Source organism: Nakamurella flava, from assembly GCF_005298075.1.
Taxonomy (GTDB): Bacteria; Actinomycetota; Actinomycetes; order Mycobacteriales; family Nakamurellaceae; genus Nakamurella; species Nakamurella flava.
Genome location: NZ_SZZH01000003.1, coordinates 132,517 through 151,877, shown reverse-complemented (window position 1 = coordinate 151,877; position 19,361 = coordinate 132,517). Strand labels below are relative to the sequence as shown.

16 protein-coding genes are annotated in these 19,361 nt (G+C 72.9%); 8 read left to right on the top strand and 8 right to left on the bottom strand.

What is annotated here, in order from left to right; all coding sequences use genetic code 11:
• Positions 1-40: 40 nt before the first annotated feature.
• The gene (gene cobN, locus FDO65_RS12450) at positions 41-3,787 is read right to left on the bottom strand and encodes a cobaltochelatase subunit CobN (RefSeq protein ID WP_137450039.1); all 3,747 of its coding nucleotides are present in this window, start codon (positions 3,785-3,787) and stop codon (positions 41-43) included.
• A gap of 347 nt (positions 3,788-4,134) precedes the next feature.
• Here cobN and FDO65_RS12445 point away from each other — a divergent pair, with 347 nt between their 5' ends.
• The 5 genes from FDO65_RS12445 (at position 4,135) to FDO65_RS12425 (ending at position 8,913) form a co-directional block, all read left to right on the top strand.
• The gene (locus FDO65_RS12445; protein WP_205850008.1) at positions 4,135-5,331 is read left to right on the top strand and encodes a precorrin-3B synthase; all 1,197 of its coding nucleotides are present in this window, start codon (positions 4,135-4,137) and stop codon (positions 5,329-5,331) included.
• Complete coding sequence (locus FDO65_RS12440) at positions 5,328-6,017, top strand: precorrin-8X methylmutase (RefSeq protein WP_137450038.1); 690 nt, start codon at positions 5,328-5,330, stop codon at positions 6,015-6,017. The genes FDO65_RS12445 and FDO65_RS12440 overlap by 4 nt, the downstream gene beginning before the upstream one ends.
• A complete protein-coding gene (locus tag FDO65_RS12435; RefSeq protein WP_137450037.1) occupies positions 6,014-7,558 on the top strand; it encodes a precorrin-2 C(20)-methyltransferase in 1,545 nt (514 codons plus the stop codon). The genes FDO65_RS12440 and FDO65_RS12435 overlap by 4 nt, the downstream gene beginning before the upstream one ends.
• A gap of 29 nt (positions 7,559-7,587) precedes the next feature.
• A complete protein-coding gene (locus FDO65_RS12430) occupies positions 7,588-8,439 on the top strand; it encodes an alpha/beta fold hydrolase (RefSeq protein WP_137450036.1) in 852 nt (283 codons plus the stop codon).
• Positions 8,440-8,502: 63 nt separating this feature from the next.
• Positions 8,503-8,913, top strand: a complete 411-nt coding sequence (locus FDO65_RS12425; protein ID WP_137450035.1) for a helix-turn-helix domain-containing protein — start codon at positions 8,503-8,505, stop codon at positions 8,911-8,913.
• Positions 8,914-8,939: 26 nt separating this feature from the next.
• On the opposite strand, the gene FDO65_RS12420 is transcribed toward FDO65_RS12425, so the two are convergent.
• Together FDO65_RS12420 and FDO65_RS12415 are read right to left on the bottom strand one after the other, a co-directional pair.
• Positions 8,940-9,539, bottom strand: a complete 600-nt coding sequence (locus tag FDO65_RS12420) for a ClpP family protease (RefSeq protein ID WP_137450034.1) — start codon at positions 9,537-9,539, stop codon at positions 8,940-8,942.
• A complete protein-coding gene (locus FDO65_RS12415; RefSeq protein ID WP_137450033.1) occupies positions 9,536-10,165 on the bottom strand; it encodes a ClpP family protease in 630 nt (209 codons plus the stop codon). The genes FDO65_RS12420 and FDO65_RS12415 overlap by 4 nt, the downstream gene beginning before the upstream one ends.
• A 339-nt stretch (positions 10,166-10,504) precedes the next feature.
• On the opposite strand from FDO65_RS12415, the gene FDO65_RS12410 reads away from it, so the two are divergent.
• Entirely contained in the window at positions 10,505-12,484 is a 1,980-nt protein-coding gene (locus tag FDO65_RS12410; protein WP_137450032.1) for a hypothetical protein, read from the top strand.
• Positions 12,485-12,731: 247 nt separating this feature from the next.
• A complete protein-coding gene (locus FDO65_RS12405; RefSeq protein ID WP_166442168.1) occupies positions 12,732-13,523 on the top strand; it encodes a hypothetical protein in 792 nt (263 codons plus the stop codon).
• 43 nt (positions 13,524-13,566) lie between these two features.
• Here FDO65_RS12405 and FDO65_RS12400 read toward each other — a convergent pair whose 3' ends face one another.
• The 4 genes from FDO65_RS12400 to cbiE form a co-directional block, all read right to left on the bottom strand.
• Positions 13,567-15,120 (bottom strand): Hsp70 family protein, encoded by a 1,554-nt coding sequence (locus FDO65_RS12400; RefSeq protein ID WP_137450030.1) that lies wholly within the window; start codon positions 15,118-15,120, stop codon positions 13,567-13,569.
• The gene (grpE, locus tag FDO65_RS12395) at positions 15,117-15,908 is read right to left on the bottom strand and encodes a nucleotide exchange factor GrpE (protein WP_166442167.1); all 792 of its coding nucleotides are present in this window, start codon (positions 15,906-15,908) and stop codon (positions 15,117-15,119) included. Before grpE ends, FDO65_RS12400 begins: the two co-directional genes overlap by 4 nt.
• 188 nt (positions 15,909-16,096) lie before the next feature.
• Positions 16,097-16,897, bottom strand: a complete 801-nt coding sequence (gene cobM, locus FDO65_RS12390; RefSeq protein ID WP_137450028.1) for a precorrin-4 C(11)-methyltransferase — start codon at positions 16,895-16,897, stop codon at positions 16,097-16,099.
• Positions 16,894-18,198: a precorrin-6y C5,15-methyltransferase (decarboxylating) subunit CbiE gene (gene cbiE / locus FDO65_RS12385; RefSeq protein ID WP_240757582.1), complete on the bottom strand. Its 1,305-nt coding sequence runs from the start codon at positions 18,196-18,198 to the stop codon at positions 16,894-16,896. The genes cobM and cbiE overlap by 4 nt, the downstream gene beginning before the upstream one ends.
• A 51-nt stretch (positions 18,199-18,249) precedes the next feature.
• On the opposite strand from cbiE, the gene FDO65_RS12380 reads away from it, so the two are divergent.
• Positions 18,250-18,795: a GNAT family N-acetyltransferase gene (locus FDO65_RS12380; protein WP_205850007.1), complete on the top strand. Its 546-nt coding sequence runs from the start codon at positions 18,250-18,252 to the stop codon at positions 18,793-18,795.
• Here the strand turns inward: FDO65_RS12380 and FDO65_RS12375 are convergent.
• A complete protein-coding gene (locus FDO65_RS12375; protein ID WP_137450026.1) occupies positions 18,782-18,976 on the bottom strand; it encodes a hypothetical protein in 195 nt (64 codons plus the stop codon). The two genes, FDO65_RS12380 and FDO65_RS12375, sit on opposite strands and share 14 nt — an antisense overlap.
• Positions 18,977-19,361: the final 385 nt, after the last annotated feature.

Below are 19,361 nucleotides of genomic sequence, written 5' to 3'. Positions count from 1 at the left end.
ATCCGCGCCCCCCGGGGTACACCCATGACCCCACCGCGGGTCAGCGGTCCTCAAGGTCCCCCTCGACATCCAGATACACCTGGGCCAGATCGGCCATCAGCTGCGGGTCCGGTTCGGCCCACAGTCCACGGTCGGCGGCCTCGGTGAGCCGTTCGATCATCCCGCGCAGCGCCCACGGGTTGGCGTGGTCGAGGAACGCGCGGTTCTGCGGGTCGAGAGCGTAGGTCCGGGCGACGGTTTCGTACATCCAGTCGGTGACCACCCCGGCGGTGGCGTCGTAGCCGAAGAGGTAGTCGACGGTGGCGGCCATCTCGAAGGCGCCCTTGTAGCCGTGCCGGCGCATCGCGGCGATCCACCGGGGGTTGACCACCCGGGCCCGGAAGACGCGCGCCGTCTCCTCGGTCAGCGAGCGGGTGCGGACCGCGTCCGGGGTGGTGGAGTCGCCGATGTAGGCCGCGGGGGCGGTGCCGGTCAGCGCCCGCACGGTCGCGACCATGCCGCCGTGGTACTGGAAGTAGTCGTCGCTGTCGATGATGTCGTGCTCGCGGGTGTCGGTGTTCTTGGCCGCGACCACGATCCGCCGGTAGTTGGCTTCCATGTCGGCGCGGGCCGGGACGCCGTCCAGGTCACGTCCATAGGCGAACCCGCCCCAGGCGGTGTAGACCTCGGCAAGATCGCTGTCGTCCCGCCAGTTCCCGGACTCGATCAGCGGCAGCAGACCGGCCCCGTAGGAGCCGGGCATGGAGCCGAAGATGCGGGTCGTGGCCCGCCGTTCGTCGCCATGCTCGGCCCGGTCCGCCTGCGCGTGGGCGCGGACGTAGTTGAGCTCCTCCGGCTCGTCGAGTTCGACGACCAGTCGGACCGCGTCGTCGAGCATCATGATCACGTGCGGGAAGGCGTCCCGGAAGAACCCGGAGATGCGCACGGTGACGTCGATCCGGGGGCGGCCCAATTCGTCCAGATCCACCGCCGTCAGCCCGGACACCCGGCGGGACGCCTCGTCCCACACCGGGCGCACACCCAGCAGCGCCAGCACCTCGGCGATGTCGTCTCCGGACGTGCGCATGGCCGACGTCCCCCACACCGACAGCCCCACGGACCGCGGGTACTCCCCGTTGTCGGCGCGATACCGGTCGACCAGTGACTCGGCCATCGCCTGGCCGGTCTCCCAGGCCAGCCGGGACGGCACGGCCTTGGGGTCGACGGAGTAGAAGTTGCGCCCGGTGGGCAGCACGTTGATCAGGCCCCGCAGCGGCGACCCGGACGGCCCGGCCGCGACGAACCCGCCGTCCAGGGCGTGCATCGTGTTGGTCAGCTCGTCGGTGGTGCGCGCCAGCCGCGGCACCACCTCGGTGGCCGCGAACTCCAGGATCTGCACCACCGCCGGCTCGGCCTGGCTCGGTCGTCCCGAGCTTGCGAGGGCGCGATCAGACGCTGAGAGCGTGTCTCGCCGCTGTTGCGAGACACGCTCGAACTCGGCCGTCACCACACCGGCCATCGCCGACGGCACCCAGCCGGCGTCGTCGGCGGCCTGGACCAGCGCGCGGGCCCGGGTCTCGGTCGCGTCGACGGCAGCCAGATCGGCCCCGTCCTTCAGACCCAGCGCGGCCCGCAGACCGGGGAGGGCGGCGGTCTGACCGCCCCAGACCTGCGTGGCCCGCAGCATGGCCAGCACCAGGTTGACCCGCGCCTCGCCGGTCGGCGGTTGACCGAGAACATGCAGGCCGTCACGGATCTGCGCGTCCTTGATCTCGCAGAGCCAGCCGTCGACGTGCAGCAGGAAGTCGTCGAACTCGGTGTCGTCAGGTCGGCCGTCCTGGCCGGCCAGCCCGAGATCGTGGTCCATCTTGGCCGCGCGGATCAGCGTCCAGATCTGCGCCCGGATGGCCGGCAGCTTGGCCGGGTCCATGGCGGCGACATTCGCGTGCTCATCCAGGAGTTGTTCCAGACGCGCGATGTCGCCGTAGGTCTCGGCCCGGGCCATCGGCGGCACCAGGTGGTCGACGATCGTGGCGTGGGCCCGGCGCTTGGCCTGGGTGCCCTCGCCCGGGTCGTTGACCAGGAACGGGTAGATCAGCGGCAGGTTGCCCAGGGCGGCGTCGGTTCCGCAGCCGGCGGACATGCCCACGTTCTTGCCGGGCAGCCACTCGAGATTGCCGTGCTTGCCCAGGTGGACGACGGCGTGCGCGCCGAACCCGCGCTCCAACCACCGGTAGGCGGCCAGGTAGTGGTGCGACGGGGCGAGGTCGGGGTCGTGGTAGATCGCGACCGGGTTCTCGCCGAACCCGCGGGGCGGCTGCACGATGATCACGACGTTGCCGGCCTGTAGGGCGGCCAGCACGATCTCACCGTCCGGGTCGTGCGACCGGTCCACGAACAGCGACCCGGGCGCCTCGCCCCAGGCTTCCGTGACGGCGGCGGCCAGCTCCGGATCCAGCTCGGCCAGCCAGCGGCGGTAGTCGGAGGCCGGGATCCGCACCGGCTGACCGGCCAGATCTCCCTCGGTGAGCCATTCCTCGTCCTGGCCCCCGGCGGCGATGAGGGTGTGGATGAGCGCGTTACCGGCGGTGGTGTCCGGGTCCTCGCCCTCGACCGGCGGAAGTGGGGCCAGCCCGGGCAGCGCGTCGGGACCCTCACTCGGACCGACGTCGTAACCGGCGTCCCGCATCGCCCGCAGGAGCCGAACGGCCGAGACCGGGGTGTCCAGGCCGACGGCGTTGCCGATCCGCGAGTGCTTGGTCGGATACGCCGAGAGCAGCAGCGCGATCTTCCGCTCGGCCGGCGGGGTGCGGCGCAACCGGGCATGACCGAGCGCGATACCCGCGACGCGGGCGCACCGTTCGGGGTCGGCCTCGTAGTAGGGCAGCCCGGCCTCGTCGGTCTCCTTAAACGAGAACGGCACCGTGATGATCCGGCCGTCGAACTCGGGGACGGCGACCTGGGTGGCGACGTCGAGCGGGGTCAGCCCGTCGTCGGAGTCCGCCCAGTCGGCCCGTGACCAGGTCAGACACAGCCCCTGCAGGATCGGGATGTCGAGCGCGGCCAGCGCCTTGACGTCCCAGGACTCGTCGTCCTGCCCGGCCGACGCGGTCGCCGGCTTCGTCCCCCCGGCCGCCAGCACGGTGACGATCAACGCGTCGCAGCGGCCCAGTTCGGCCAGCAGTTCCTCGGGAGCGTTGCGCAGGCTGCTGCAGAAGACCGGCACGCCGATCCCGCCACCGGCGTCGATGGCGTCGGCCAGGGCGTGCACGAACGCGGTGTTCCCGGACGCCTGGTGGGCCCGGTAGAACAGCACCCCGACCCGAGGCCCGGTGTGGTGACTGCCGGGGGCACCGGCGTCGGGGCGCGGCAGCACCCCCCACTCCGGCTGCACCTCGGGGTCGGTGAACTCGTCACCGGTCAGCAGCACGGTGTCGGCCAGGAAGGCGTGCAGCTGGGCGAGGTTGCCCGGCCCACCCTCGGCCAGGTAGCGGTGGGCCTGCGCCGCGGTGCCGATCGGGACGGTCGACAGGCGCATGAGCTCCGCGTCCGGGGTGCGCTCCCCACCCAGCACGACCAGCGGTTTCCCGCACGAGCGGACCACGGCCATCCCGTCCGGCCAGCTCCGGGCCGTGCCCAGGATGCGCAGGACCACGAGGTCGGCCTCGGCCAGCACCGCGGGCAGATCACCCGGGCCGTCGCCGCGCAGATCGAGGCGGGTGGGGTTGGCCAGCCGGTAGTTCGCGCCACTCGCCCGGCCGGACAGCAGGTCGGTGTCCGAGGTCGACAGCAGGGCGATGCGCGTCACGAGCCACTCCTTCGACCGGGCCTGGGACCGGTGCGCGGTGAAGCGTCATGGGGCCGGGTCTGACTCCCGCAGGCTCCCGCCGAGGCGGGTGCGGTCACAGTGGCTCAGGCCGTTCCGGCTTCTCACCGGGTTCCGGGCACCCCGACGCGGGGTACCGCCACTCTCCCCGCCCGATCACCCGCCGGTCAAGCGGCGCGGCGTTCCGTGACCAGCCGCCGACTTGTCATACCCGCACCTTCGGAGGGCGGAGGAGGGTGCGGGTATGACAAGTCGATGGCACCGGGGGGCAGACTCAGCCGACGGTCGATGCGTGTGGAGCCCCGCGCGGCTCGTGCCACCATGGCCCGGTGACCAGCCCATCCGCCGCCACCGGCACCGGCACGGCGTCCCCGGCGGACACCGATCGCTGCCCGGGGATGCTGCGACCGCACCAGGCGGCCGACGGCGCGGTGGTCCGCATCCGGCTCATCGGTGGCCGCATCCGGACGGCTGCCCTGGCCGCGGTCGGTGCCGCGGCCGAGCAGTACGGCGACGGCACCGTCACCCTGACCTCGCGCGGCAACCTGCAACTGCGCGGCCTGTCGGTCGACGCGCATGGCGACGCCGACCCCGGCCTGGTGGCCGCGATCAGTGCCGCCGGGTTGTTGCCCTCCCGCAGCCACGAGCGGGTCCGCAATGTCCTGGTGTCACCGCTCAGTGGCATCGCCGGCGGCCAGCTCGATCTGCACCCGATGGCAGCCCGTCTCGACGAGATGATCTGCCAGCACGCGGATCTGGCGGGGCTTTCCGGTCGTTTCCTCTTCGGCCTCGACGACGGGCGAGGTGACATCTCAGCTCGGACAGTGGATCTCGGTGTCACCGCCGTCGATGAGTCGACCGTCCGGCTCCGCGTCGGGTCGTGGTGGGGGTCGGAACTGCCCGCCGCCGACATCGTCGACACCCTGGTCGACAGAGCTCGGCATTTCCGCTCGCTGGCCGGGAGGGCATGGCGGGTCGGTGATCTCCCCGCGACCGGCCGGGAGCTGTTGCCGGACGGCGGCTCGGCGACCCCGGTCCGGCCCGCCGCGCCTTCCCGACCGCTCGGCACCCTCCGTCGCGACGACGGCGGCCGGGCCGCCCTCGTCGGCGTTCCCCTCGGTCGGCTCCAGCAGCCCCAGATCGCGGCGTTGGCGGCGATCGCCGAGTCGGCCACGGCGCAGGACGCGGAGGTCGTCGTCACCACCGACCGCGGTGTGGTCATCCCCCGGGTCGACGCCGATGCCCTCGACAAGCTCGCCTCAGCCGGACTTCTCACCGATGCCACCGACCCTCGTCGAGCGGTCAGCGCCTGTACCGGCGCGCCCGGCTGTCACCGCGCGGAGGCGGCCACCGGACCGGTGGCCGACGACCTCGGTGTCCGCGAGGCCGCCGCCACCGGGCTGCCCGTCCACGTGATCGCCTGCGAGCGGCGCTGCGGCGCGCCGTCCGGCCGGCACCTCGAACTGCACGTCACCCGCGCCGGCCTGCACCGGCACCTGCGACCCACCGGAGCCCACACCCGATGACCGTTCGTCTCTCCTCCCCCACGGCCCCCGCCACCGGCGTGCACCCACCGACCCGCCGCTACGACTACGTGACCGACGGGGACGAGATCTACCGGCGATCGTTCGCGACCATCCGGTCCGAGACCGACCGGTCACACCTGCCGGTGAGCGCCGAGACGGTCGCGGTGCGCATGGTGCACGCGTGCGGGCAGACGGACCTCATCCAACATCTCGTCGTCACTCCGGATTTCGTCCCGGCGGCCCGGGCGGCCCTGGCGGCCGGGGCACCGATCCTCACGGACGCGCACATGGTGGTGAGCGGGGTGACCCGCCGGCGGTTGCCCGCCGACAACGACGTCGTCTGTCACCTCCGCGACCCACGGGTGCCCGCGCTGGCCCGCGACTGGGGCACCACCCGGTCCGCGGCAGCCGTCTCCCTGTGGGCCGACCAGCTCGACGGTGCGGTGGTGGCCATCGGCAACGCCCCGACTGCCCTGTTCCATCTGCTGGAGATGATCGACGACGGCGCCCCCTTGCCCGCCGCGATCGTCGGCGTGCCGGTCGGCTTCATCGGTGCCGCGGAGTCCAAGGATGCGCTGCTGCAGCATGTCTCGGCCGTTCCGCTCTTGACGGTGCGTGGGCGGCGGGGCGGTTCGGCGATGGCCGCGTCGGCGATCAACGCGGTGGCCCAGGCGGACGAGCTGTGAGCGGCCGGCTGTTCGGGGTCGGCCTCGGGCCGGGGGATCCGGAACTCATCACCCGCAAGGCGGCCCGGCTGATCGACCAGGCCGATGTCGTCGCCTACCACTCGGGCACGCACGGCCGGTCGATCGCGCGATCGATCGCCGCCGAACTGCTGCCGACGGGCGTGATCGAGGAGGCGCTGGTCTACCCGGTGACCACCGGCCGCACCGACCACGCCGGCGGCTACGACGGTGCGATCACCGCGTTCTACGACGAGTCGGCCGAGCGCCTCGCCGTGCACCTGGCCGCCGGGCGGACCGTCGTCGTGCTGTGCGAGGGCGACCCGCTCTTCTACGGCTCCTACATGTACCTGCACGACCGGCTGGCCCCGCGGTTCCCGGCCGAGGTGGTGCCCGGGGTGACCTCGGTGTCGGCCGCGTCGGCGGCGGCCGCCCAGCCGCTGGCCCGGCACGAGGACGTCCTGACGATCCTGCCCGGCACGCTGCCCCGTCCGGAGCTGGCCCGGCGACTGGCCGACACGCAGGCCGCCGCGATCTTGAAGCTGGGCCGCACGTTCCCCGAGGTCCGGGCCGCGCTGGCCGAGGCCGGTCGGCTCGACGACGCGGTCTACGTCGAGCGGGCCAGCAGCGAGCTGCAGCGGGTGCAACCGGCGGCCAGCGTCGATCCGGCTGCGGTGCCGTATTTCTCGATCGTCATCGTGCCCGGTCATGATCGCCGGCTGCGAACCGACCCGTCCGCGCCCCGGACGGCCGCGCCCCAGGTGGTCACGGCGCAGCGCGCCGGCCGACTACTGGTGGTCGGGCTCGGTCCCGGGCCGGACCGGTGGCTGACAACCGAGGTGTCGGACGCCCTTGCACGGGTGCAGCACGTCGTCGGCTACGCGCCCTACGTGGACCGGGTGCCGCAGCGGGAGGGCCTGCAGCGGCACGCGTCCGGGAACACCGTCGAGCTCGACCGGGCCCGGTTCGCCCTCGACCTGGCCGCGGGCGGTGCGGACGTCGCGGTGGTCTCGGGCGGTGACGCCGGCGTCTTCGGGATGGCCGCGGCGGTCTTCGAGGCGGTCTCCGCCGACGAGTCGTCCGGCGAACCACGTTATGCGGCAGTGGATGTGGAGGTGCTGCCCGGGCTGACCGCGGCCCAGGCGGTGGCTGCCCGGGCCGGCGCACCGTTGGGTGCGGACTACGCCGTGGTCTCGCTGTCGGACCGGCTGAAACCGTGGCCGGTCATCGAACAACGCCTGGCCGCCATCGGTCAGGCCGACCTGGCCCTCGCCGTCTACAACCCGGCGTCCCGGACCCGCGTCGACCAGCTGGCCCGGGCCCGCAAGATCCTGCTGGAGTACCGCGACCCGCAGACGCCGGTGGTCGTCGGCCGCGAGGTCGGTCGCCCGGGTGAAGAGCTGACCGTCACCACCCTGGCCGACTGGGACCCGGGCACGGTCGACATGCGCTGCCTGGTCATCGTCGGCTGCTCGTCCACCACCGTGACCGCCGGAGGGCGGGTGTGGAGCGCGCGCTCGGTCGAACGGTCGATGGGCCGATGAGTTCGGGCGGCCCGGCCGGTCCACCCCCCATGACCACCCTCACCTGGACCAGCCACCAGCTCGCCGCCCCGGGCGCCACCCTGCACTACGAGACGGCCGGGTCCGGCCCGGTGCTCGCCCTCGTCGGCCACCCGATGGGCGCGGCCGACTTCCGCGACCTGGCCGAGCACTTCGCCACCGACCACACCGTCGTGCTGACCGACCCACGCGGGTTCGGGGCCAGCCCGCTGGAGAACGACCAGGACGATGCCGATCCGGAACGGCTGGCCGACGACCTGGCCGCCGTGCTGGGCGCGGTCACGAGCGAGCCGGCCGACGTCTTTGGCAGCAGCGGCGGTGCGGTGACGGCACTGGCCTTCGCCGCCCGCCACCCGCATCAGGCCCGCACCGTCGTGGCGCACGAACCGCCGCTGGTCGAGGCGCTCCCGGACGCGGCCGACCTGCGCACCGGCATCGACGACATCGTCCGCACGCTGCACGAACACGGCCCGGAGGCGGCGTTCGGTGCATTCATGGCCCTGGCCGGCTTCGAGGCGCCCGAACCCGACCCCACCGCCGACCGGCCGATGCACGAGCCGTCGGCGGAGGACATGCGGGCCGGATACCGCATGCTGGCCCACGGTCTCGTGCCCATCTGCACCTATCACCCGGACCTCACGGCCCTGGCGGCATCGACGGCACCGCGTCTGGTGGTGGGGGCCGGTGAGGAGTCGGGCACCATGCTCGCTCGCCGCTGCGCCGAGGCGCTGGCCGCCCAGTTGGTGATCCCGACGACACTGTTCCCGGGCGACCACGCCCCGTGGGTGACCTCGATGGGCGGCGACCCGGCCCCGTTCGCGGCCCGGCTGCGTGAGGTGCTGGACGAGCCCGCCACCGCATGACGACCGGTCTCTGCCGTCCGTGAAAGCGGGTGCGCCGCCGGCCGCGGATTCCTACGGTGAACCATGGCTCGATCCCGCGCGCACCTGCGTCTCGTCCCCGACCCGCCGGTCACCGCGCCGCCCACCCGGCCCGCGGCGCCGGCGAGCAGTCCCCCGCCCCGGTCGCCCGGTCCGGAGCCGCTGTGGCGGGAGCTGCTCGGTGCCCAGTTCCGGGCTCGCCGTCTGCACCGGGGTGAGCGGTTGGCTGACGTCGCCGGGCGGGCCGGGGTGTCACCGCAGTACCTGTCGGAGGTCGAACGCGGGCGCAAGGAACCGTCCAGCGAGATGATCGGGGCGATCGGCCGCGCCCTGGGCACCGACCTGGCCGGCCTGGCCCAGGGCGTCGGCCGGGACCTGCAGCGCCGCACCGGCACCCCGGCGGGCACCCCATCGACGACGCCGTCCGGTCCGACGGCCCTGCTCAGGGTGGCCTGAGACCCGTACCCGGCCCGGTGGCCGGGTCATGCGGTCACCGGCCGTTCGGTGATGACATGGTCGATCAGCCCGTACTCGGCCGCGGCCGTCGCGGTGAACACCCGGTCGAGATCGGTGTCGGCGCGCAGGGTCTCGACCGGTCGACCAGTGTGCCGGGACAGGATCTGTTCGATGTCGCTGCGGACCCGGACGACCTCGTCGGCCTGCAGGATGAGGTCGGGGATGGTTCCCCGGCCCTGGGCGGCCGGCTGGTGCAGGACGACCCGCGCGTGCGGCAGGGCCGCCCGCCGGCCGGGGGCACCGGCGGCCACCAGCACCGCCCCGGCCGCGACGGCCTGGCCGATGCAGGTGGTCGCGACCGGCGCCCGGACGTAGCGGATGGTGTCGTAGACGGCGAGCATGGCGCTCGGGTCGCCGCCTTCGCAGTTGATGTACAGCTGGATGGCCTGGTCGGGGTTGTCGGACTCCAGGTGCAGCAGCTGGGCGACCAAAGCGTTGGCCACGCCCGCGTCCAACGCCGTGCCCAGGTAGACGACCCGTTCGGTGAGCAGGTGCGAGTAGACGTCCATGATCCGTTCGCCGCGGGGGTGGGCGGCGATGACGCTGGGGATCGTGTAGCTGCTCATCGGGTACTCCCCCCGACCCGGACCGCGAAGCCGGCGCTGGGCCGTCGCGGCGGCACGATGGTGGTGAAGTCGTCGACCACCGCGTCGATGAACCCGTAGTCCAGGGCCTCGGCCGCGGTGAACCACCGGTCGTGCAGCGAGTCGGCGAACACCCGGTCCAGCGGTTGGCCGGTGTCGTGGGCGATCAGCCCGAGCACGGTGTCCCGGGTGTGGCGCAGATCGCCGGCCTGCAGCTCTACATCGACGGCGCTACCGCCGATCCCGGCCGATCCCTGGTGCATCAGCACCCGGCTGTGGGGCAGCGCCCGACGCTTGCCCGGGGTCCCGGACGACAGCAGGAACTGGCCGGCGCTGTAGGCGATGCCGAGCACCAGCGTCGACACGTCGCAGGGGATCAGCCGCATCAGATCCCGGAGGGCGAGCATCGCCGGTACCGAACCGCCCGGCGAGTGGATCCACAGGGCGATGTCGGTGCTCGGATCGGCGGCGGCCAACGAGACCAGCTGGGTGGCCAGCAGGGTGCCGTTGTCGTCGGTCAACGGACCGTCCAGCACCAGGACGCGTTGCTCGGCCAGTTCGAGGCGGGCCCGCTCGGAGAACAGGGGCGCAGTGGGGTTGTCGGTCATGGGCCGATCGTGCGTCGGCCGGCGACCGGAAGGCCCTTGGATCCGCCCACGGCCGCGCTGCCGTCAGCAGCGCGGCGTCCCACCGCCATTTTCGCTACCGATCGTGACTAGTCGTCCGCTTTCTGCTATGACGTCCCGATGATCACTCCTGGGTCGGGCTCCTCGGCGAGCCGTGCGGGTGGCCTAGTAGTAGAACGCCGGTCATTCCTTGCCGGGGCAGGCGCACTGACCGCCTGGAGCCTGCTGGCTGCCTGCACCGGCGACGACGCTCTGCCGCCGCCCACGGGCGGCGTCACACCCACCCCCACGGAGGACCCCCTGCTCCTGCTCCGCGATGCGGTGCGCGCCAGCTCCGATCACCTGAGCGCCCGCGCGGCGGAAGCGGTCGCCACCGGGGACGCCGAGGCCATCGTCACCCTCGTCCGCGACGGTGTCAGCGTGCTGCCGCACCGCATTCCGGGGGCAGCCGAGACTGACCGGCGATGGGGCCCCGCTGCGGTGCTGCGATGCGGAGCAGGGACCCCGCGTGACCGAATGGAACTGCTGGCCACCCTGTTGACGGCCGCCGGCGCCGAGGCCACCGTGGTCGGTGCGCGGCGCCCGGAGGGGCTGACCGCCGAGGTACTGCGCCGATGTCGAAGGCCGCCGTTCTCACCCGACACCACGTTGCTCCAACGAGCCGGAGCGGCGGCCGGCACGGTGTCCGTTGCCCCGACGAGCGAGCCGGACTCCCCCGCGGTCGACACGGTCGACGCCGAGGTCGACCGGCTCACCGAACACCTGCTCGCCGCTCTCCCACCCGATGCGGCCGCCGCCCTCGACCTGCCTCCGGACCCGCTGCCGGATCGGCTGCCGTTGGTCCGCTACGTCACGCCCGCGGCGACCCACTTCGCTTTCGCAGTCGGCGATCTGGAGCCGACCACCGCATCGCCCGTGGACCTGGCGGAGCTCGACCGGATCGAACCCGGCGATCGGGTCACCGTCACGGTGCACGCTCGGAGCAACCCACCGCCCGGCAGCCGCACGCCGACGACCGAACTCGTCGAGCTGGTCAGCGGTAGCTGGCCTCTGGAACAACTGCTGGGCCGCCCCCTGAGCCTGAGCTTCGATGCGATGGCCGACCCGGACACCGTCCTGTCTGCCGGACTAGGCGCGATACCGGTACGGATGCCGGTGCTGCGCCCGCAGGCCGGGATGCCCGATGCGCCGAGCGGTTCGCTGCCCGCCGTCCCGGCCGGTGCACCGGCGTTCGGTACGCCGATCACGCTGTGGGGCGACCTGGCCGAGCCGGCCGCGGCGACCGGGGGCGATCCTCGGGTAGTCGGCCCGGCCGGAACGGTCAGCGGGCTCGCCCCGGATGCCCTCGCTGCGGCCCGGGCCCGCGTCGCCGCCGCGACCCTTCGGGTTGACGCATCCGCATTCCCGCGACTTGATCTGGAACTACAGGTCACCGATGCTGCCGGGGGATCCGTGGACGGGCTGGACGCGGCATCGTTCACGGTCACCGAGGACGGACGCGATCTCCCCATCACTCTGCTGGCCAACGGGCCCGACGTCCGTCGGCCCCGCGTCCTGCTCCTCGTGGACGGCAGCGTCAGCGTCGGCAGCAACTTTGCGAGCCCCGAAGCGCAGGGCGCTTTCGGCCGCACCCTCTCCGAGGCGCTCGTCGCCGCGGCCGTCCGGACCCCATTCGACCTGCAGGTGGTGAGCCTCGGTGGTGAGCCGAGCACTGCGGGGTGGGCGCCGCCGGACCCCGCCGCCATCGAGCCGGCTCTCACCACGCCCTCCACGTCCGCCATCTGGTCATCGCTCGCCACGGCCGGCGAAGCCGGTGGCGCGAGCGCCGTCGTGCTGCTCAGCGACAACCTCTCCGACGAGGACGAGGCCACCGTCGCCGCCGCCCAACGGCGGATGACCGCGCGCCCGTCGCCGGTGATCAGCGTCGCGCTTGGATCGGAGGGCGCCGACGCCACGGCCCGGATCGTTCAGCTCACCGGCGGTCTGGCGCTCGACCCGGGTACAGCCGATTTCAGTGGTCGACTTGCCGACGCGATCGACACCAGGGCTGATGACCGTCCGGACCACCACGACCTATCGCCTGGCGACCACGGCGGCTGCAGTGGGCCCGTCGGACCGCACGATCACTGCGACTATCGGGGATTTGGCCGGCACGGTGACCGCGGCCTATACGGTGCCGACCGAGAGCGACCGGATCGCACCACCCGGCTTCGTCGGGTTGTCGATGACCGTCGAGGTCGCCGGAACGACGGATACCCGCCGCCTCGCCGGTGCTCCGGACCCCGCGACCGGGCAGCCTGATCCGGCCGACTCCGCCGACACCCTCAGCTGTTTCACCGGTCTCACGACGCTGCTGGTGGAGCCGGTCACACCGACCCCTGCCGCCGCGATGGACGATGCCATCACCGCGCATCTGACCTGGGCGCCCCTGCGTGGGATCGTGACCGAACCCACGGCCGCGGCGCTGAGCGGTGTAGCCGCCGACGTCCGCCGCTTTCCGGTCCCCCTCGTGACCCTTCTTGCGCCGTCGGCAGGACAGGGCGGGAACGTGGCAACGACGCCGCCCGCGGCGATGCGCGCGACGACCACCGTGCTGCTCACCCAACGACCCGACCCCTCCACGGCTCCCGGCATCGAGCGGTTGCTGGCCACCGTCGATGTGAGCCCAGCCCTGAACCAGGTCACCGCACTCGTTACGGATCCGACATCCGCGCTCCGCGCGGCTGTACGGGAATCGCTGCTGTTGTCGGCCGGTGAGGGCCTGCTGTCGGCGGCCAGCGCCCATGCCCGGTTGCGGGACCGGGACATCGTGCTGCTCGCACCCGGCGTATCACTGCCGGACGACCGGCTGGCCGGGCTGGACGCAGCCGCCGCGGCCCAGCTGCAGGCTGCCCTCCAGACCTACGGGTCGCAGTATCGGCTGGTGCCCAGTTCAGGCCCGCCGGAGGCGTTCTGGGTCATCGACCCGGCGTCCGGCACCACAATTGCCGTCCTTCCCGACGGCCGCGGCGGCGCGGCCTTCGACCTCGCCGCCCTGTATCAGGCGTTGAACCTGGCGCTGGTGGTGCTCGGTCTCGGCTGCACGTTGGGCGGGGTCGACGCCAGCAAAGGCGCCTTCTACTACTACTCGTGTCTGGGCCTGACCGTCGCCTCCGTCGTCTGGGGTGCCGTCGGCGTCTTCCCGCCCTTCGGTGGCGTCGGGCCCGGGACACCGTTCGGCGCCTTCGCCACCGTGTTCGGCGCGCTCGTGGTCGGCACCAAGGCTCCGCCCATCGCTGGTCGGATCGGCATCTCGCTCGTCGTGCTCATCCTCTACCTGATCTCGGTCGAGCAGTTCTGACCAGAACGTCGTGGAGGCAGCCCCGCTGGTCAGGCATGCCTACTCAGTGCAGCAGCTCGACCTGCGCCACGGCCTGCTCGAGCTCGGCCAGCTGGTCCTGCTGGAGCACCCCGAGCTGCACCTGGGTCTGCAGCCGCTGACCGGTGGTGTCCTCGTAGGCCTCGACGTGGGCCAAACCGTCCTCGTCCACGTTGACGACGATCGTCATCGGCGAGCCCTGCGGGAGGCTCGGAAGTCCGGTGAAGACGAAGCCGTCGTCCGGGGTGATTTCGCGATTGAGCGCGACGACTGGTGAGGGCACGTCGGCGTTCTGCTCGAAGAGATGGAAGGCCTGCTCGCTGACGTCGGCGATCTTGGTGTAGGTGACGAGCCGGCGGTCGGTGATCGGCAGCGGATCGTTGGCGTGCGCGATGTACTCGATGTAGAGATCCTCACGGCGCGATGAGGTCTCGCGATCCAGCCGGACGCCGAACGATCGCGGCAGGACCTTGCGAACGGTCGGCAGCGACAGCACCGGCTCGCCCCCCTGCGCGGTGCGCAGCGACGCCGCGTACAGCGCGGCTCCCTTCACGACGGCCAGGTGTGGGTCGACACGCTTGCCTTCCCAGCCGAACTCCGCGCGCAGCCGACGGGTCACCGCCGGCATCAACGTGGCCCCACCGACCAGCAGCACGTCGGCGACATCGGCCTGGTCGATGCCCTTGCCCGCCGCGGTGCCCAGGGTGCGCCGGACGATCGCGATGGTCCGGTCGAGCAGATCGCGGGTCAGCTCCTCGTACTTCTCGCGGGTCAGCTCGATCGCGGCGGCGTGCGCCCCGAAGCGGATCGGCACGCGGGTCGTCGACACCTGCGAGAGCTGCACCTTCGCGGCCTCGGTCTGCTGCAGCAGCTGCTGGCGGAACCCGGCGTCGAGATCGGTCTCGTCACAGCCGGTCCGGGCGCAGAACTCGTCGATCAGCCAATCCGCGATGCGCCGGTCCCAGTCGGCCCCACCCAACCGTCGGTCGCCGTCGATGACGACCGTGTCGATGGCATCCGCCCCGATGCGCAGGATCGACGTGTCGAACGTCCCCCCGCCGAGATCGAAGACCAGCAGGGTTCCCTCGCCCGATCCAGGGGTGCGGCCGTAGTGCAGGGCGGCGGCGATCGGTTCGGGGATGGTGGCCAGCACGTTGAGTCCGGCCAGCGTCCCGGCCTCGACGGTGGCCTGGGTCTCGCGCATGCCGAAGTAGGCGGGAACCGTGATCACCACGCCGTTGTCGTCCCGGCCGAGGGTGGAGCGCGCGTCCTCGTACAGGTGCCGCAGGATCAGCGCGGAGATCGACTCCGGGGTGTGTTCGATGCCGTGGATCGGGTACGAGACCGCCTCGCCCATCGAACGTTTCACCAGGCTGATGACGTTCTCCGGCTCGGCGACCGCCGCGTTGCGGGCGATGTCACCGACCGCCACGTCGGTCTGCTCCTGGAAGTAGACGATCGACGGGGTCGTCGGGTGTCCGGTGACCGTGTTGGGGACGACCTCGACCCGGCCGTCCGCGTCGAGCGCGGCGACCGCCGAGTTGGTGGTGCCGAGGTCGATGCCGAGGTAGTGGCTCATGACGGCGTGCCTTCCTGGCCGGGGGCGGCCGGATCGGTGGTCGGGGTGGTCCGGTGGACCTCGACATCGGCGAACAGCAGCACCCGGTCGGTGGCCGGGGTGCGGTAGCCGTCACGGAGGACCCGGGCGACGGTGCGATCGGCGGCCGGGTCGTCGGTGGCGACACGGCGGACGGCACGATGCCGGCGCGGATCGAACGGGTCCCCGGCCGCGACGCCCAGCGCCTCGTGACCCAGCTGCTGCAGGAGCAGATCGACGTCCACGGCGAAGGTCTCGAACAGCGTCCGGGCGGACTCGGCGGTGAGTTCGGTCGGCACGGAGCGGGCCGCGTCGGCCAGCGACTGGGCCAGACCGGCCAGCGTCACCGACGCCTGGTGCAGACGCTGCTGGCCGTCGACGAGGGCGGCGGTGGTGTGCTGCTCGACCGCGCGGGCGATGTCGGTGGCGGTGCGTCGGCCCGCCTCCTGGAGCGTCGTGACGTCCTGGTGCAGGGCGGCGACGGCCGACCGCTGGGCTGCCGCACCGTCGACGGCTTCGGCGAGCCGGGCGGTGAGCCGTTCGATCTCCTCGTCGGCGTCGGCCAGGCGCCGCTCGACGGTGGTGCTGCGGACGTCCGCCTCGGCGATGCGGGCTTCCAGGGCGGCGACCCGTTCGGTCGTCGCGACCGTCTCCGACCGGGCGAGGTCGGCCTGGGTCTCGGCCGCCGCGGCCCGGTCGCCGGCCCGTTCGACCTGAGTCGCCAGAGCGTCGCGGTCCGGCCCGTCGGGCGTCGTATCCGGTTTCGACAAAGCTTCCGAGACGGGTTCGACGGGCGCCGGCTCGACGGCGCTCGGGGGCGGTGGGGTGGGAGTGTCGGGAACCGACGACGGCGGGTCGGCCTGCTCCGGAATCGGTCGATCCTGCTCTACCGCGGTCACCACTGGTCATCCTCTCGCACCGGTCACGGCCGCCCACCGGGGCGCGACTTGCGGGTGGGTCAGGCGGTCGGACGGTGTGATGCTAGGTCGGAACCGGACGAATCTCCGTCAGTTGCGGGCGATGTCGGCTGTCGCGAGGAATACAGATGCGAATCGACGAAACCCTGGGCGGTGAGCGCCGGTCCGACGATAATGACGGCCGCCTGTCGCAGGCCGGCCTGTTCCACGGCATCGGCGATCCCGGCCAGGTCACCGCGCAGCACCACCTCTTCCGGCTGGCTGGCGCGGTGGACGACGGCCACCGGGCAGTCGGCGCCGTAGCGGGGGACGAGCCGTTCGGTGAGCTCCCGGATCCGGGTGATGGCCAGGTGCAGCACCACCGTGCCGCCGATCGCGGCGACCGCCTCGAGGTTCTCGGACTGCGGCATGCGGGTCGACCGGGCCTGCGTCCTGGTCAGGACGACGGTCTGGGCCACCTCGGGAACGGTCAGTTCCCGGCCGAGCCGGGCTGCCGCCGCCGCATAGGCCGGCACCCCGGGAGTGACGTCCCACGGCACACCCTCCTCGTCCAACCGGCGGGTCTGCTCGGCCAGCGCCGAGTACACCGACGGGTCGCCGGAACACAACCGGGCCACGTCGTGCCCCTGCCGATGGGCCCGGACCATCACGGCCACCAGCTCGTCGAGGTTGAGGTGCTGGCTGTCGACGAATTCGACGTCCGGTGGACAGTGGCCGAGCACCTCGGCGTCCAGGTAGGTCCCGGCGTAGAGGCACACCGGGCTCGCGGCCAGCAGGCGGGTGGCCCGCACGGTGAGCAGGTCGGCGGCGCCAGGCCCGGCGCCGATGAAGTGGACGGTCACCGGGAGATCTCCTGTGCGGTGGTGGTTGTCGATACGGCAGGGTGCGGCTTGACCGCCGCGTACTGCACCACGGCCCGCGCCGGGGTCCACCCGGTGAAACCGCCCAGAGGCGCGGCGTGCTCGACGGCCACCCGGATCAGTTCCCCGCCGTACTCGGAGCACCGCTCGATCAGCACCCGCTCGCTCTCCAGCGTCACCGCGTGGGCGACCAGCCGCCCCCCGGCCGGCAGCGCCGCCCAGCAGCGGTCCAGGACCCCGGGCACACTGACCGCGCCGCCGACGAAGACGGCGTGCGGCGGACCGGGCAATGCGGCGTCCAACACGGCCGGGGCGGCTCCGATCACCACCTGCAGGGTGGGGACGCCCAGCGCGCGGGCGTTGCGCGCGATCCGGTCGGCCCGGATCGGGTCGCGTTCCAACGCCACCGCCCGGCAGGTCGGATGGGCCCGCGACCACTCGATGCCGATCGACCCGGCTCCGGCGCCGACGTCCCACAGCAGTTCCCCGGGGCGAGGCGCAAGTCGGGCCAGCGCGGCGGCCCGCAGGTCGCGTTTGGTCAGCTGACCGTCGTGCTCGAACGCGTCGTCGGGCAGGCCGGTGGCCCAGCTGGCCGGCGGCGGCACGACCCCCGGTCCGGGCTCGGCCCCACCGGTTGCCGGCTCGACCACGACGGCCAGTACGTGCAGGGCGGGGAGCTGGGGGCGGTCCCCCAGCAGCTCGCCCGCGGTGACGTCCAGGCGGCTCTCCCCCGGCCCGCCCAGCTCGCCGAGGATCGTCAGCCGGCTGGCGCCGTGGCCCCGGTCGACCAGCAACGCGGCCACCGCGGCGGGGGTGGTCGCATCGGCGGAGAGCAGCAGGATGCGACGCCCGGGGCTCAGTTCCCGCAGCAGCGCGGACGGATCCCGGCCGACGGCCGACACGACGGCGGTCGTCTCCGCCGGCCACACCATCCGGGCCCGGGCCAGCGCCACCGAGGAGAGCGCGGGGAGCACACGCACGTCCGCGTCGATCCCGAGCACGTCGACGATCGTCGTCGCGATGCCGCTGACCAGCGGATCTCCGGACGCCAGCACCACCACGGGCCCGGCGCCCGCCGCCAGCAGGGCGGCGAGGGCCGGACGCAGCGGCGACGGCCAGACGATGCGCTCGGCGCACGTGTCGGCGGCCGGGACGAGGTCGAGCTGCCGTCGCCCGCCGAACAGGCGGTGGGCGGTCGCGATGGCCGACCGCGCAGCGGGCCCCAGACCGGACCATCCGTCGGCACCGATACCGACGACGGTGATCGACGGCGGACTCGGCACCGGTGCACCGTACGCGAGCGACGACCGCCGGCCGGCTCCTACCATCGCCGGATGGACCAGGGCCTGCAGATCCGGGCGCGACCGTACGACCATCCCGACGCCATCCCGTTGCGGGCCGCCGCCCAGCGGTACATGGCCGAGATCTACGGCGAACCCGATCAGACTCCGCTGGAGCGCGACCATTTCGCGGGCGACCGGGGCGGCTTCGTCATCGGCTACCTCGGCGACCGACCGGTGGCCACCGCCGGGTGGCGGTTCAGCCCCTACCCCGTCGCCGGGGCAGCCCGGCCGGCCGAACTCAAGCGGGTCTACGTCGCCGACGACGCCCGCCGGGGCGGGGTGGCGCGGGCCCTGGTGGCCCACGTCGAGGACGAGGCCCGACGGCGCGGGGCCGACTGGCTCGTCCTGGAGACCGGCGCCCCCCAGGTCGCGGCCATCGCGCTGTACCGGCGGATCGGATACGTCGACATCCCCGATTTCGGCCACTACGCCGGCGCGCCCGGAGTCGTCAGCCTGGGCCGATCGCTCACTCCGACGACGGCGCTGCCCCGGCAGCCCGACCCGGCGGACCGCGCGGCCGGCGTCAGGAGCCGGTGACGACCTCGAGCAGGTCGGACGGCTGGTAGCTGACCCGGGTGCCCTGGTCGGCGAAGGCGATCGACACCACCCCGCCGCCGGCGCCCTGCCAGCGGGTCGAGGTCACCACGCACACGCCGGTGGCGAGGACGACCTGGTGGCCGATACGGAGGCTGGCGGCGGGCAGTGAGTGCGTGGTCATGGCTCCAGGTCTACCCGCGCCCTCCGACAGCGGGTTCCACGCCACACGGGCGTCGTGGCCGAGCCCACTCGATGGGGAGCCGCCGTCACCGGCCCGCCACACGGCCACTGCGGTCCGTGAGGACGGGCATGCGGGACGAGGGCGGCGGGCGGGACGTTGCCGGGCGAACGACGAGGTGCCGGCCGTCACCGGCGGTGTGCCATCATCGGCCCCGACGGTCGCGGAGGAATCCCGGTGAGAATCCGGAGCGGTCCCGCCACTGTGATCCGTCGTCCCGGGCCGGGACGACGGCAGCCAGGCCATCGGCGATCGTCCCGTGACACCCCGGGTGTCACGGCACTGCCGACGATGCGGGCGTGGACACCCGCAGTGAGCGAGGGATCCC

What these genes read in the sequence shown, in the direction of transcription:
- FDO65_RS12440 (WP_137450038.1), top strand. Translation starts at nt 5,328, where the DNA reads ATGACCGTTCGTCTCTCCTCCCCCACGGCCCCCGCCACCGGCGTGCAC.
- FDO65_RS12430 (WP_137450036.1), top strand. Translation starts at nt 7,588, where the DNA reads ATGACCACCCTCACCTGGACCAGCCACCAGCTCGCCGCCCCGGGCGCC.
- FDO65_RS12425 (WP_137450035.1), top strand. Translation starts at nt 8,503, where the DNA reads ATGGCTCGATCCCGCGCGCACCTGCGTCTCGTCCCCGACCCGCCGGTC.
- FDO65_RS12420 (WP_137450034.1), bottom strand. Translation starts at nt 9,539, where the DNA reads ATGAGCAGCTACACGATCCCCAGCGTCATCGCCGCCCACCCCCGCGGC.
- FDO65_RS12415 (WP_137450033.1), bottom strand. Translation starts at nt 10,165, where the DNA reads ATGACCGACAACCCCACTGCGCCCCTGTTCTCCGAGCGGGCCCGCCTC.
- FDO65_RS12400 (WP_137450030.1), bottom strand. Translation starts at nt 15,120, where the DNA reads ATGAGCCACTACCTCGGCATCGACCTCGGCACCACCAACTCGGCGGTC.
- FDO65_RS12380 (WP_205850007.1), top strand. Translation starts at nt 18,250, where the DNA reads ATGGACCAGGGCCTGCAGATCCGGGCGCGACCGTACGACCATCCCGAC.
- FDO65_RS12375 (WP_137450026.1), bottom strand. Translation starts at nt 18,976, where the DNA reads ATGACCACGCACTCACTGCCCGCCGCCAGCCTCCGTATCGGCCACCAG.